The organism is Chryseobacterium sp. PCH239, from assembly GCF_018924625.1.
GTDB lineage: Bacteria > Bacteroidota > Bacteroidia > Flavobacteriales > Weeksellaceae > Chryseobacterium > Chryseobacterium cucumeris.
The window spans coordinates 4,579,609-4,594,807 of sequence record NZ_CP073027.1; the positions used below are offsets into that span (position 1 = coordinate 4,579,609).

The window sequence follows — 15,199 nt, forward strand, 5'->3', positions numbered from 1 at the left end:
TTTTGAGTTTTGCATTTGAAGAATTTTAACAAGTTTCATAATATTTAAATATTTTTTCAACTGGTGGTAAAGCTGCAAAAACCGGTGGTAACCAGTATGGCAGCATCAGGTAAATTTATAAATTTGTTTTAATACATAATTAACTTTAATCGCTAATACAACATATACAATGAAGTTTATTAAAAACATAATTTTAGCCTTTTGTTTAGTGGGAGCAACTGTAATAAATGCCCAGCAAAAACCTCTTAAATATGAATCTTTCAAAATTGAAGATGGAGAATTTAAATTGAACGGACAGGCAATTAAATTGCATTCTGGTGAGATTCATTACGCCAGAATTCCCCAGGCTTATTGGAGACATCGGTTGCAAATGGTTAAAGCTATGGGTTTAAATACGATAGCTACTTATGTTTTTTGGAATTATCATGAAATAGCTCCTGGAAAATGGGATTTTCAAACCGGAAATCGAAACTTAGCTGAATTTTTAAAAATAGCAAAAGAAGAAGGTTTAATGGTAATCCTTCGCCCAGGTCCTTATGTATGTGCAGAATGGGAATTCGGTGGTTATCCCTGGTTTTTACAAAACGACAAGGATATGAAAATCAGAGAATATAATACTCCATTTTTAAATTCAACAAAAGCTTATTTTACAGAGCTTTATAAGGTGGTGAAACCTTATTTGATTGTTAATGGAGGTCCTATTGTTATGGTGCAGGGAGAAAATGAATTCGGATCTTTTGTTAGTCAACGGGAGGACATTAAGTTGGAAGATCATAAAAAATACAGTTCTTCAGTATTTGATCAATTAAAAGAAGTTGGTTTCAAAGGAATGGAGTTTTTTACCTCAGACGGAGACTGGTTATTTGAAGGAGGTGCTTTGCCTGGCGCTTTACCAACGGCAAATGGAGATGAAGACCCGGAAAATATTAAGAAAGAGGTGAAAAAATACCATAATGGGAAAGGCCCTTTTATGGTAGCGGAATACTATCCGGGCTGGTTAGACCATTGGGCAGAACCTTTTCCCCGTAAAGCAGCAGAAAGAGTAAAAGGTCACATTGAAAAATTCATGAATAATGATATTTCTTTTAATATTTATATGGTACATGGAGGAACTAACTTCGGATTTACCTCTGGAGCTAATTACGATAAAGATCATGCTATACAGCCAAGTATGACCAGTTATGATTATGATGCACCTATTACTGAGGCAGGTTGGGAAACCGAAAAGTATATGAAATTAAGAGAATTATTAAAAAATTCCTCTACCCCTCCTGTTCCTTCTAGAATTCCAGTTATTAAGATTGCGGGTATTCAACTATCTCAGGCAATTGATTTAGAAGATTTAAAAAAGAATATAAAATCAGTAATTAATGATAATCCTTTGACTTTTGAGCAGTTAAATCAAGGGCATGGCTATGTTTGGTATAGCAAAAATTTTAATCAGCCCATTAAAGGAACTTTAAAACTAGATGGATTAAGAGATTATGCGATTGTATATGTGAATGGGGAAAAAGTAGGAGAGCTTAACCGTTATTATAAAAAATATGAATGTAATGTTAATATACCCTTCAATGGAAAATTAGACATTATAGTAGAAAACATGGGGAGAATTAATTACGGGTCTGAGATTAATAAGAATACAAAAGGAATTATTTCCCCTGTATTTATTAATGACCGAAAAATAACAGGAGATTGGGAAATGTACGGACTTCCTTTTGAAAAGGCTCCGGTAATTGATGCAAAACAAAAATCCGATGTGAAAGAGAACAGACCAGTTATCTATAAAGGGAATTTTAATGTATCGCAGGTGGGAGACACTTTTTTAGATATGCGGCCTTTCGGAAAAGGGATTGTATTTGTCAATGGAATTAATCTGGGAAGATATTGGTCGGTAGGACCACAACAGACTCTGTATTTACCGGGATGTTACTTAAAAAAGGGGAATAATGAGATTGTTATTTTTGAACAGAAAAATAATAAACTTCAAAAAGAATTAAACACATTATCCGAACCTATTTTGGACAAATTAAACCCTGAAAACGGGTCAAACTGATATAAATAATAAACTCAGTATGAGTAATTCATTTAATAGCAAAAATCATCCACATAGAAGATATAATCCTTTATTGGATGAATGGGTTTTGGTATCACCTCAAAGGGCTAAACGCCCATGGCAGGGACAAGAGGAAAAGCCCTTAACAAGCATTCAAAATCAATATGATCCAAAATGTTATTTATGTCCCGGAAATTCAAGAGCTAATGAGACCCAAAACCCCCATTATGAAGGTGTATATGTATTCGATAATGATTTTGGAGCTTTATTGAAAGAAGAAGTAACCACAGATAAAGCGGATGATGAAGAGGATGAGTTATTTAAAATGAAACCTGAAAGAGGAATTAACCGGGTCATCTGCTTTTCACATGACCATTCATTGACTCTTCCTGAAATGTCTGTAGAAGCAATTACAAAGGTGGTGTCCGTCTGGAAAGAAGAATATCAGAGTCTGGGGAAACTGGATTATATTAATTATGTTCAGATTTTTGAAAACAAAGGGGCAGTGATGGGTTGTAGTAATCCTCATCCTCATGGTCAGATTTGGGCACAGGCATCCATTCCTTCTCAAGTGGTCAGAACACAGCAAAATTTGAAAAGCTATTATGATAAACATGGAACAACTCTTTTGTATGATTATCTTCAAAAAGAAATTGAAAGTAAGGAGCGAATTATTTTAGAAAATAAAGGTTTTGTGGCTCTGGTTCCATTTTGGGCAACCTGGCCCTATGAAACAATGATCATTAGTAAGATACCTTTAAATAGTCTATCGGATTTTTCACATGAGGACCAGGCTTTATTTGCTCAGATATTGAAAGATCTGACCACGAAATACGATAATATTTTCTCAATTTCTTTCCCTTATTCTGCAGGAATACATCAGGCACCTACAGACTTGGAATCACATGAAGAATGGCATTTTCATATGCATTTTTATCCTCCTTTGCTTCGTTCAGCTAGTGTGAAAAAATTCATGGTAGGATACGAAATGTTAGCAGAAGCCCAAAGAGATATTACTCCCGAACAAAGTGCTGAGATTCTTAAAAAAAGCTCAACAATACATTATAAAAATAAATAGAATAGCTCTTCATAACAATAGACTGTTTTATAAATCAGATACCAATACATGTCAAATAATAAATATATTGATTCTTTAATTAGTGAAGGTGATATTCCTCAATTTAGAGAGTTGTACGGACAAAACTCAGAATTATTACATCAGCAGGCAATCCGGTATACCAAAACATTATCTCGTTTTAAAGAAATTTTTGGAGAAAAAGAGGTTTCTGTTTTTAGTTCACCGGGGCGAACCGAAATTGGAGGTAACCACACAGATCATAATCATGGTCGCGTATTAGCGAGTGCCATAAACTTAGATAATATAGCCGTTGCTGCTAAAAATAACTCCAATGTGATCCGGATTGAATCTTCAGGTTATCAGTCATTTGAAGTAGATTTGAACCACCTTATTCCCAATCAGAACGAATTTTTAACCTCTAATGCCCTTGTTCGTGGAATTAATGCCCGATTAAATGAATTGGGATATAAAATAGGAGGATTTGATGCTGTAATTGATGGATGCGTTCCTAAAGGTTCCGGATTAAGTTCATCAGCATCATTTGAGGTTTTAATTGGCGCAATTGTAAGTCATTTATTTAATGATGGTAACATAGATCCTATACTAAATGCCCGTATTGGACAATATGCAGAAAATGTTTTCTTTGGAAAACCTTGTGGATTAATGGATCAGGTAGCTTGTTCAGTGGGAGGATTGGTAATCATCGACTTTGCAGACGTAACCAATCCTGTTGTTAAAAAAGTAAATTTTGATTTTGAATCTACTGGTTTTTCTTTAGTGATCACAGATACTCAGGGCGATCACACTAATTTGAATGATGAATACGCTGTTTTACCTAAAGAAATGAAAGACGTTGCCGCCCATTTAGGATGTAGTGTGCTGAGAGAAACCACTCTGGAAAAAGTGATGGATATCGCCCCTTCTATCCGTAAGAAAGTAGGAGACCGGGCTATTTTAAGAGCCATTCATTTTGAATGTGAAAATGACCGGGTAGTAGACGAAGTGACTGCATTAGAGAATAATGATTTTAAAAAATTTTTACAATTGGTCATAGACTCGGGGCATAGTTCGTATATGTACAATCAAAATGTTTATGTAGCAAATAATATACGTGAACAAGCCGTGTCATTGGGATTAGCTTACAGCGAATTGGTACTAAAAGGTGCCGGAGCCTGGCGTGTGCATGGTGGAGGGTTTGCAGGAACAATACAGGCCTTTGTCCCTGAAAATTTGCTTGATAAATATACCACAACTTTAAATCATTTATTTGGAGCAGGTTCCTGTCATCCCTTATTCATCAGGCAAAAAGGAGTTGTTAAATTAGACTTTTAAAAATGGGTGTCATCAATGAAGTGACTTTTAATACAGTTCACAACCAACAAAAAGTCCGGTTATTTACTCTTAACAATCAAAATGGAATGATTGTACAGGTGACAAATTATGGGGCAATTATAGTGAGCATTAATGTGAAAGATAAAGACGGAAAACAGGCAGATGTGGTACAGGGATATGAAACAGCACAAGAATACATAGACAATAATGAATTTTATCAAGGTGCCATTTGTGGGAGATGCGCTAATCGTATCAGGAAAGGAAAATTCATGTTAAACAGAAAAGAATACTCATTAACAGTTAATAATGAAGATAATCATTTACATGGTGGTATGAAGGGTTTTGATAAAAAATTATGGGATGTTAAAGAATCTTCTGCCTCGGAAGTGACTTTTCAATACACTTCTCCTGACGGGGAAGAGGGCTACCCTGGTACACTATCTGTAACGGTAACTTATTCCATTAATGAAAATAATGAATTAAGGTTAGATTATTCAGGGACAACAGACCAGGAAACCATACTCAATCTGGTAAACCATTCTTATTTTAATTTAGCAGGAGAGGGTAGTGGGACAATAAATAACCATCAATTGCAGATTGAGGCTGATTTTTACACTCCTCTTACAAAAAATCTTGAACCTACAGGCGAGATTTTAACAGTAAAAAATACTCCGTTTGATTTTACCTTCTTAACAGGTATTGGGGACAGAATTAATACGGATCATGATCAACTTAAGATTGGAAATGGATATGATCATAATTTTGTTTTAAAGCACCCTATTCATCGTTTAGATTTAGCAGCTACTGTTATAGAGCCACGGTCCGGTAGAAAAATGGAAGTCTTTACCACTATGCCGGGTTTGCAGTTATATACTGCCAATTGGATAAAAAATGTAAAAGGAAAAGAAGATCACATCTACCAGGAAAGAGAAGCTTTTTGTTTAGAAACGCAAAATTTTCCCGACGCTATTAATCAATCTCATTTTCCATCACCTATACTAACTCCTAAAAATGTATATAAACATTCAACTATATACAAATTTTCAGTTTATTAATATCCAATTAGACTTAACAATTGATTAATTTTTTGATGTGGCTCAACTTTAGAGACCGCTGAAAAGAAGTTCCATATAAAAAACAAAAAACCTCTAAAATAAATTAGAGGTTTTGAAGTGGTTTCTCCAGGAATCGAACCAGGGACACATGGATTTTCAATCCATTGCTCTACCAACTGAGCTAAGAAACCATTTATGTTTTCGTTTATTACTTCGTTGTTTTAAAGTGATGCAAAAGTATAACATTTTATAATACCGCACAAGTTTTTCGGTTAATTTTTTTGAATAAATATGCTGGTATAACTGGATTATAGCTTTAATGTATTGTTCATCAGTCTTTTGGTATGTTTTATTTTTTTTCTGTTTTTTGAATATAATTCTCAAAGAGCCTTATTAAAAGATTTTCAGACCTGATATCTAGCGATTTTTTCCAAAAATATTGTACTTACAAATGATGGAGGAGAAGATTTTTTCTGCTGGACTATTTTTGGAGTTAAATTGTTGCTTCTTCAAACAATGTTAAACAGGCCATAAAATAATCCGATTTTTAATTGTGAAAAACAGCAAACACTTGATTTATAATACTTAATTCACCTAACAAGTGTTAGTCGTACTATTACTACATTTTTTTAAATTTAATAATAAACACTATTTGCTTTTTATAAATACATCTATATTTGGTGATATAGAAAGCAAACAATCACAATACATTAACCATTAAAATTTATAATCATGGCAGAAAGAAACTCAAGAGGAATTTTAAAATTCAACAACGGAGAAGGACAAAAGCTATTAAAACTTAATTATAGCGTATCAAGAGCTACAGATGTATCAGGACGTGTAGCATCAGATCCTTCCAATGCTCTTATCAAAATTACGGTGGAAGCTACGGATAAATCAGACATCCTGGAAAGTTTACTGAACGGAAAGTATAAGCCTACAGTAGGAGAGATTACTTTCAACAAATCTCACGAAGAAGGAACACTAACAACATTAAAGTGGAACAATGGTTATGTAATTCAGCATGAAGTAGATTTCGACGCTGTGGATGACAACAGTATGTATATTAGTTTTGTGGTAAGTGCAGAGCAGATAGATCTGGGGAATTCTTCGTACTTCGGAGCATGGCCTTCTTAAGCATATTCAGAATTTAAATATCAGGCAGAATAGTACACCCGTTTCAAGGGACACTGTTCTGCCTTTTTTAACCTTATAGAACGACTGTTTATTCCAAATAAAGTTCTGAAAAAACACCTAATCACTATGAATAAAAATGCCTCAAATTCCGATAAGATTTCTGAGAATCATATTCCCGGAATCAACCGTGTGGTAAAACTGGATATTGTGATTGAAGGCAAAATAATCAAACACTTCAAGCATTTCCGCCTACAGCAGAGTGCGAGACGCCATCACAATTTTGAACTTATTCTGGCCCATGATTCTCTTGGGAAAGCTCAATTGCAAGAACAGCCGAAGCTTACGGAGAACAGTTTTACTATGATGGTGAAGTACTTCATTTTGGCAAACTTCCGACTTCTGAAAACCGATCTCTCTTGTCTATGGAAGTAATGCGACAGATGTTCAGGTAGAACTGAATGCTGTTCATGCCAATCCTAAGTTTTTGTGGTATAACAGCAGCAGTCATACTAAAATGGAAGGCTCAGTATGACAAAAGATTTGTTTAAGGATACGGAGAAAACTCTAAAATTGATGGGGAGGTTACGTTTCTTTTAGATCAGGAGGAAGTAAATATTTTACAGAAAAATAATTATTTTAACCTTCCTAAATTTAAAGAATAGTGGGACAATGCAGACCACGATGAATATGTTGTTGAAGAATGTGAGTATAACGCTACCTGCGGTCCAGATAACCAACCTATGAATATTACAGAATGGAGAAAACAGCATCCTAAAAAATAATATATAAAGCACATTTAAATCTAACTGTGCTTTTATTTTAAAAAATGGTAGCTTATCTTGCAAATACTTATGATTTCTTGTTCAAAAAAATGATAGGAATAGGGTGGCTGGGAATCTAGATAGAATATTTTAGGAGCGTATTTTGAAGATGATTCAAAAAGTAAGGTTAAATGGCCTAAGTTGAAAGAAGAAATGCAGAAAAACAATTAGTATGGGCTGCCTGATTTAAAAGCTAGTTTGGTACGAGTTCAGGGAATTATGGAACATAAATCGGAATAAATAGAAAACAAAAAAACCTCTGACTAATCAGAGGTTTTAAAGTGGTTTCTCCAGGAATCGAACCAGGGACACATGGATTTTCAATCCATTGCTCTACCAACTGAGCTAAGAAACCATTATATTTTTGTTTGACTTACTTCGTTGTTTTAAAGTGATGCAAAAGTAGTAAGTTTTAGTATACAAAGCAAGTATTCATCGTACTTTTTTTGAATAAAGTTAAAAACTTACTGATTATCAGCTGGATTATTTTCCTGCTCCTTTCTGATTTGCTCGCTCATCTCCTCCAATACCGGTTTGATCGTGTTTTCCGGAAGATCACTGATTCGGATGTACATCAATCCGTCAATGGCATCATTGAAGTTAGGGTCAACGTTGAAAGCAATTACTTTAGCATTTTGTTTGATGTATTTTTTGATCAGAACAGGAAGTCTCAATTCAGGTTCAAGATCATCAATAATCTTGTCCAGCTTATTCAAATCAGACTCCATTTCCTCAAAGAAAATGTTTTTATCTCTGTCACGAAGCTTTACTTTATATTCATTCCTTGGAGTGATATACTGAGCTACTGCGGAATCAAAATAATTGGAACGCATAAACTCAATCATCAGCGATTTTGAGAACTCAGAGAACTTGTTCGAAATACTCACGCCACCCATAAGGAATTTATGATCAGGATTTCTCAGACATACATGCACAATCCCTCTCCATAAAAGGAAGAGTGGAAGAGGTTTCTGCTGATATTCCTGACAGATGTAAGCACGACCCATTTCAATCACTTTTTTGAAGAAAGGATGAATGTCCTGTTCAAACTCAAATAAAGAGCTTGTATAGAAGCCTTTGATGCCGTATTTCTTCATTACCTCTCTACCCAATGCCATTCTGTAAGCACCAGCCAGTTTTTTCTCACCGTTATCCCATAGGAAAAGATGGTGGTAATGTTTGTCATACTCATCAAGGTCAAATGGAAGATTACTTCCCTCACCTACTGCACGGAAAGTAAGCTCTCTCTGACGTCCGATTTCCCTCATAATAGAAGGGATTTCTTCGTAAGTCGTAAAGTAGATCTCATAATTTCCGTTACTGAAAAGCATTTTATCAGTTCCTCTCAGTTTATCAACATCTTTAATAATGTCTTCCAGAGGAGTTTCATCAATGATATTCTGAACAATGTTTTCTTCCTTCAATAAAGGAAACTTTACCGATAAATTCTGAAGATTGATGCTTTGAGCAAGAGATTTTCTCTTTTCATAGTAAGATTTCATCATATACACCTTACGTTTCAGAAACTCTCCCAATTCCTCAATCGTTTCCATATCATCCATTGCCTTTACGGTAATAGGACGTCCGATTCTGATTCTGATAGGTTTTTCCCTGTCATTCATCATTTCTGCTGGAAGCATCAGTGTCTGTAAATTCGGGTGAAGCTTAGCCACCTGATAAAAAAGTCGGCTGTTCTTAGCATGGAAATACATAGGAACTACCGGCACTTTAGCCATTCTGATCAGCTTAAGTGCCGTTTTTTCCCATTCCTTATCTAAAATTTCTCCATAAGGATTGTTTTTATTAGAAACTTCTCCTGCCGGGAATATACCTACACAGCCTCCGTTTTGCAAATGCTTGAGGGTTTCTCGCATTCCTGAAGAGCTGCTGTACGCTTCTTTTCTGTTTTCAAAAGGATTTACAGCGATTACATACGGTTCCATAGGTTTGATCTTTTCCAAAAGGAAATTCCCCATTACTTTGAAATCCGGACGAACCTCTGTCAGGACCTTGCACATCAGAATACCGTCAATAGCACCCAGCGGGTGATTGGAAACGAGAATAAACGGTCCCGTTTTCGGAATCTTTGCCAGATCCTCTTCAAAAGCTACATAGCTTAGGTTTCTTTCTCTCACAAATGAGTCGAAAAAGTCTTTGCCTTCCTTGTCTTTTAATTTATCGTATAATTTATTTACTTCATTTATTTTAGCAATGCTCATCACAGCAGATGCTACCGGGTTCTTGAGAAACCCAATTTTATTTAAGCCGGAAGCTTTGATCAGATCGTTTTTCGAAATTAAACTCATGTGTGTTTAGTCGCAATTAATATTATTGTGTTACCATTTGAAGAGTATTCTTGGAGATTTGTTCCAATAATACATTTTTTTCATGGTAAAATTTATCAATGTGATCCTTCTTCGCATTTCTTACTGTGAATAAAGATACATTTTTAATTGCTTCGGTTTTAAAAATTTTTTGAAGCTCTTCGTTGAGCTCATCAATATGATTAAATTTATCCTCAAGGCACAGTGCCAGAGAGATTGCAGAATTCTGCATCAGGGAAACTTTAATTTTGTACTTAGACAAGTATCCAAAAATCAGGCTCATATGATCTTCTGCAATAAAAGAGAAGTCTCTGGTAGAGATTTTCAAAAGATCCTGGTTTTCTTTCAGAATATAAGATTCTTCCTGTTGGTTTTTGTCGGAAGCACCTACTTTTGTTCCTTCTTTGGTAGGGTCTAAGAAAGATTTTACATAAAAAGGAATGTTTTTTTGCTGTAGCGGCTGTAATGTTTTTGGGTGAATAACACTTGCTCCATAATAAGCCATTTCAATTGCTTCTTCATAAGAAATGTTGGAAAGAAGAGTTACATCGTTGAATTTTCTCGGATCTCCGGTCATTACTCCCGGTACATCTTTCCAGATCGTCATTGCTTCTGCATTTAAGCAGTATGCAAAAATAGCAGCAGAGTAGTCAGAACCCTCTCTTCCTAACGTTACGGTAAAATTATTGTCGTCAGATCCAATAAATCCTTGTGTTACATAGCAGATTTCAGGATTTAGATGGGAAATAAACTCTTCTGTTCTTGCCCAGTCTACCGTGCCTTCTCTGTAAGAATTATCCGTTTTTACATAATCTCTGGCATCCAGCCATTGATTCGTAAATTGAATTTCATTCAGATACTCACTCACAATTTTAGTAGAGATCATTTCTCCGCAACTTACCACCTGATCGTATACGAAGTTGTAGTTAGGAGATTTATTTCTTCTTAAAAAAGAATCAATATCATCAAAGAAGAGATTAATTTCAGCAAAAACCGCATGATTTTCAGGAAAAAGTCCTTCCGCAATCTCCATGTGTTTTCGTTTTATCTTTTCGATCTCAGTTTGATAGTTATCTTTTTTGAAATACAGTTCTACAACTTTTTCCAACTCATTTGTAGTCTTGCCCATTGCTGAAATTACCAGCAAGCATTTGGCAAATCCCTGGCTTTTTAGAACCATGGACACATTTTTTACACTGTCAGCATCTTTTACGGATGCTCCACCAAACTTGAAAATTTTCATTAAATTGTTAAAAATAAAATTGTTAGATAAAAATTACATGAGTTTTTTACGGACGTCAAAATTATAAATTTACAACGAGATATGAAATAGCCTGGCGCAGAGATAGAATTAAGATTTCCTTAAAATCAACAAATAATGAAATAATTTATTTTTTTGTGGGTCTTAGCAAACAAATTTGGAGGTGTAATTTTTAATAATGACCAGGTGTTATGTTATGTTTTATTTGTATTGTACTGAAATACAGTACTTAATCTCTTTTTTAATTAAATTTTCTTAATGTAATAAATTTTCCGAAATTTGGGCAAAACGTAAAAAGAAAAATATGTCAAATCAACCATTACAGACTTTAGGAGAATTTCTTATAGATAAACAGGACGATTTTCAGTATTCTACAGGTGAATTCTCTCGTCTTCTAAGTGCAATAAGATTGGCTTCGAAAGTGGTAAACAGAGAAGTAAATAAAGCCGGAATTGTAGATATTACAGGGGCTGCAGGAAACCAAAACGTACAGGGAGAAGAGCAGCAGAAATTAGACGTTATCGCTAACGAAATTTTTATTACGGCTTTGTCTCAGAGGGAGGTTGTTTGTGGTATTGCTTCTGAAGAAAATGATGACTTTATTGATATTAAATGTGGTGAAAACGGACATTTGAGTAAATATGTTGTATTAATTGATCCTTTGGACGGATCTTCCAATATTGACGTAAATGTTTCCGTAGGAACTATTTTCTCGATTTACAGGAGAGTTACAGAACCTGGAACACCGGTACAGTTGGAAGACTTTTTACAGAAAGGAATCAACCAGATTGCTGCAGGATATGTTATTTACGGTTCATCTACCATGATTGTTTACACAACAGGAAATGGAGTAAACGGATTTACATTAGATCCATCTTTAGGAACATATTATCTTTCTCATCCTAACATGACTTTCCCAAAAACGGGTAAAATCTATTCTATTAACGAAGGTAACTATATCAAATTTCCTCAGGGTGTAAAAAACTACCTTAAATACTGCCAGATGGAAGAAGGAGACCGCCCATATACTTCAAGATATATCGGTTCTTTGGTAGCAGACTTCCACAGAAACATGCTGAAAGGAGGTATTTATATTTATCCTTCTTATTCACAAGCTCCGAATGGTAAATTAAGACTTTTATACGAATGTAATCCAATGGCCTTTCTGGCAGAGCAGGCAGGAGCAAAAGCAACTGATGGATTCAGAAGAATTCTTGAAATAGAGCCTACAGAACTTCACCAAAGAATTCCTTTCTTCTGCGGAAGTATTGAAATGGTAGAAAAAGCTGAAGAATTTATGCGTATCGACAGCGTGAAATAAATGGAAGCAACATACTTACAATATTTATTACAATTTAAACGCCCGAGTGGAACATCTCGCGGCGTTTTGCTTGATAAAGAGACTTTTATTCTGACCATTTCCGAAGATGGAAGAAAAGGAGTAGGGGAATGCGCTATCTTCAGAGGACTGAGTTTTGATGACAGACCCGATTATGAAGAAAAACTGAAGTGGCTTTGTGAGAATATCAATCAGGATACCGACTTTTTGAAAGGAGAACTGAAAGAATTTCCTTCCATCTGGTTTGGATATGAGCAGGCCATTCAGAATTTAAGATATGGAGGCAGCCTATATTTTCCAAGTGAATTTACCGAAGGAAAGTCTGCCATTACCATCAACGGTCTGATATGGATGGGCGACGCAGCGTATATGGAAGAACAGATTCAGGAAAAACTGGAAAAAGGCTTTCACTGTATCAAATTAAAAATTGGTGTCGACTGGAAATCTGAGCATGTTATTCTTCAGAAATTAAGAGAAAAGTTCTCCAAAGAACAACTGGAACTTCGTGTGGATGCCAATGGGGGATTCAGTAAAGAGGAAGCGGTTACTGTTTTACAACAACTTGCTGATCTTCATATTCATTCCATTGAACAGCCTATCAAGGCTGGAAATTGGGATGATATGGCTGAGCTATGTGCAAAAACACCTACTCCGATTGCATTGGATGAAGAACTGATCGGAATTATTGATCCTGAAAAAAAGAAACAACTTTTAGAAAGGATAAATCCTCAATATATCATTCTGAAACCTGCTTTAGTAGGAGGATTTTCTGGTTCAGATGAATGGATTTCTCTGGCAGAAAATCAGAATATAGGTTGGTGGATTACTTCAGCTTTGGAAAGTAATATCGGCTTGAACGCCATTGCTCAGTATACATTTACCAAAAAAAATCCAATGCCTCAAGGTTTAGGCACTGGAGCTTTATTTGTCAATAATTTTGAATCCGATTTAGAACTCAGAAATGAGCTGCTGTGGTTCAAAATATAACTGTTAAAAATTAATTAGCATAATGGTGGAGGTGAATCCGGACAGGTAGTTTGTCCACAATAGTCAGGAGCCCATGATCTGCAGCACATGGCAACCGGATTCCAACTGTTGCATCCAAGAGGTGGTCTTCCTCCTTTGATTTTTTTTAATTCTCCTCTTTTGATTTTCTTTAGATTTTTCATGTTATTGATTTTATTTGATTGGTAAGTAAATGTCGATAACTATTTTGAATTATACAACATGTGGGGAATTATTTAATATTATTTAACAATTTCCCTGAAATATTTAGATAGTGTTGAATATGAATTTGGTTGGTTTCAGTTTGCACCTGCAATCCCTTCCTGTTCAGAATATTTGAATTTTTTTTTAATCCGGTCTGTAGGAGGACCTGGCAGTTATAGATCGAATATTTTGTTGATTTTAGAGGTTGTTACTCAATTAAATCACATCTTTTACGAAAATGGCTTTCTTTATATAGTTTAATATATCAGAAAACCTTTTTTTAATCTGTCCCATAATTAAAAATTGTAATTCCCTAACAAATGAATTAGCAATCATTGTGCCATACTGATATTTCTTAGCAGATTTTTAACTTATAATTCATTTTTTGGAGATTATTTTAATTATTTGTTAAGAAAAAATTGTGAAAATGTTTTCACTATCTTTAGATCTGTTGGAAATAAGATTTCTGTCAATTCCATATAAATTTTGGAAAATATCATGCTGTACCTGCGAGCTTGAAAGATATCCCCAATGATTTCCTACTTCATATTTAAGACTATTGAGAAGATCATCTTTTACAAAGGTACAGTCGATGACAGACACAATATCTTTATATTGATCAATACCGCTCGGACCATTTTTACCCAGCCTTGGAGTGAGAATATTTTTCGTGAACTGAGAAGCCGCCAGAATAATATCCTGTCTGTTTAAGTAAATAGAAATCCTGTTAGCCAGTAAGGGCAGCTTATTAAATGAATCCTCAGCATCTTCAAATACTTTATAGCTCACGTCAGCATTTAACAGGATGACCTGGTCGATAACACGAAGGATATTTTCCCTTTTAAGGCTGTATAACATACTTTGAAGCACTCTGTTTCCCATAGAGTGAGCCACAAGATGTATTCTTTGATTGCAGGGAGCAAGATCCCGGTTGGAAAAAATATCTTTTAAAAACTGAGTATAGAAATAGAACAATCTCATCAAAGATGTTCCCGAATTGATGCTGGAAGCTTTATCATCAAAATAACTCAATGGGATTATACTGCCGGAGGCGGGCCAGCTTACAAATAAAATATGCTCCACAGGAGAGGCTGGATTATCAATAAATATTTTTTTCAGATCAAGTATGGCTTTTAACTCATCATCAAAATCATATAAATAACCATGGATGAATATCATGACATCGCTTCTGTCTTTTGTAGAAGACATGTTTTTGTACAATTCATAAAACATTCTTTGGGTGCCACCAAGATTATTGGCTGTAAGAGGGGAGTTTTTAATCCCTTTTTCGCTCAACAGAACGTCTAAAACCTCTTCATACCCCTGTTTTTCAGGCTCAGAAAAAAGTTTGTAATCTAAAATGTTTCTGTTGGTATAGTCTTTTTTCTTTTTGGCCTGTGCAGTAGGTTCCTTATAATTGTCAAAATTGCATTTGGCGATCCTGAAATTGGGAATCGAGTATTCTTCATTGGAAAAAGAGTCTACTCTTTCACCTTTATGCCGGATAATTTTCCGGTTGCTTAAGATATAAACAGCCATAACGGTTAATGGTTAAAATGGTATTAGCTTTCCTAAATTAGTGAAAAATAT

At 35.0% G+C, this 15,199-nt stretch carries 11 protein-coding genes, 2 tRNA genes and 1 pseudogene; 8 read left to right on the forward strand and 6 right to left on the reverse strand.

Translation table 11 applies throughout. From position 1 onward, the window contains the following. The first annotated feature begins 169 nt into the window (after nt 1–169). From KBP46_RS21065 to KBP46_RS21080, 4 genes are read left to right on the forward strand one after another with little or no spacing between them, the layout of a single operon-like run. The gene (locus KBP46_RS21065) at nt 170–2,053 is read left to right on the forward strand and encodes a beta-galactosidase (RefSeq protein WP_216444099.1); all 1,884 of its coding nucleotides are present in this window, start codon (nt 170–172) and stop codon (nt 2,051–2,053) included. A gap of 19 nt (nt 2,054–2,072) precedes the next feature. Then, a complete protein-coding gene (locus KBP46_RS21070; protein ID WP_062674359.1) occupies nt 2,073–3,131 on the forward strand; it encodes a UDP-glucose--hexose-1-phosphate uridylyltransferase in 1,059 nt (352 codons plus the stop codon). Nucleotides 3,132–3,179: 48 nt separating this feature from the next. Further along, a complete protein-coding gene (locus KBP46_RS21075) occupies nt 3,180–4,463 on the forward strand; it encodes a galactokinase family protein (protein ID WP_216444100.1) in 1,284 nt (427 codons plus the stop codon). 2 nt (nt 4,464–4,465) lie between these two features. Then, nucleotides 4,466–5,518, forward strand: coding sequence for an aldose epimerase family protein (locus KBP46_RS21080; RefSeq protein ID WP_216444101.1), 1,053 nt, complete (start codon nt 4,466–4,468; stop codon nt 5,516–5,518). A gap of 118 nt (nt 5,519–5,636) precedes the next feature. Here the strand turns inward: KBP46_RS21080 and KBP46_RS21085 are convergent. Continuing rightward, a tRNA-Phe gene (locus tag KBP46_RS21085) sits at nt 5,637–5,709 on the reverse strand. A gap of 541 nt (nt 5,710–6,250) precedes the next feature. Between KBP46_RS21085 and tssD the strand changes: the two genes are divergently transcribed. Next, nucleotides 6,251–6,655, forward strand: a complete 405-nt coding sequence (tssD, locus tag KBP46_RS21090; protein ID WP_034695169.1) for a type VI secretion system tube protein TssD — start codon at nt 6,251–6,253, stop codon at nt 6,653–6,655. Between the two features lie 126 nt (nt 6,656–6,781). Beyond that, nucleotides 6,782–7,172 (forward strand): annotated as a pseudogene (locus KBP46_RS21095) (hypothetical protein); the annotation flags it as partial. A 586-nt stretch (nt 7,173–7,758) separates the two neighbouring features. On the opposite strand, the gene KBP46_RS21100 reads toward KBP46_RS21095, so the two are convergent. From KBP46_RS21100 to KBP46_RS21110, 3 genes are all read right to left on the reverse strand, one after another. Continuing rightward, nucleotides 7,759–7,831, reverse strand: a tRNA-Phe gene (locus KBP46_RS21100). A gap of 109 nt (nt 7,832–7,940) precedes the next feature. Further along, complete coding sequence (locus KBP46_RS21105; protein WP_062674365.1) at nt 7,941–9,782, reverse strand: lysophospholipid acyltransferase family protein; 1,842 nt, start codon at nt 9,780–9,782, stop codon at nt 7,941–7,943. 22 nt (nt 9,783–9,804) lie between these two features. Then, a complete protein-coding gene (locus tag KBP46_RS21110) occupies nt 9,805–11,043 on the reverse strand; it encodes an aspartate kinase (RefSeq protein ID WP_062674367.1) in 1,239 nt (412 codons plus the stop codon). Nucleotides 11,044–11,365: 322 nt separating this feature from the next. Here KBP46_RS21110 and fbp point away from each other — a divergent pair, with 322 nt between their 5' ends. Both fbp and KBP46_RS21120 read left to right on the forward strand, forming a co-directional pair. Next, nucleotides 11,366–12,382, forward strand: coding sequence for a class 1 fructose-bisphosphatase (gene fbp, locus KBP46_RS21115; RefSeq protein WP_034695188.1), 1,017 nt, complete (start codon nt 11,366–11,368; stop codon nt 12,380–12,382). Then, nucleotides 12,383–13,387, forward strand: coding sequence for an o-succinylbenzoate synthase (locus tag KBP46_RS21120; RefSeq protein WP_120231948.1), 1,005 nt, complete (start codon nt 12,383–12,385; stop codon nt 13,385–13,387). It abuts the gene before it with no gap. Nucleotides 13,388–13,401: 14 nt separating this feature from the next. Here KBP46_RS21120 and KBP46_RS21125 read toward each other — a convergent pair whose 3' ends face one another. Together KBP46_RS21125 and KBP46_RS21130 are read right to left on the reverse strand one after the other, a co-directional pair. Beyond that, nucleotides 13,402–13,569 carry a hypothetical protein gene (locus KBP46_RS21125; protein WP_157885773.1) on the reverse strand — a complete coding sequence of 56 codons (168 nt, stop codon included), beginning with the start codon at nt 13,567–13,569 and terminating at the stop codon, nt 13,402–13,404. 448 nt (nt 13,570–14,017) lie between these two features. Further along, nucleotides 14,018–15,148 (reverse strand): alpha/beta hydrolase, encoded by a 1,131-nt coding sequence (locus KBP46_RS21130; protein WP_216444103.1) that lies wholly within the window; start codon nt 15,146–15,148, stop codon nt 14,018–14,020. Between the last annotated feature and the right edge of the window lie 51 nt (nt 15,149–15,199).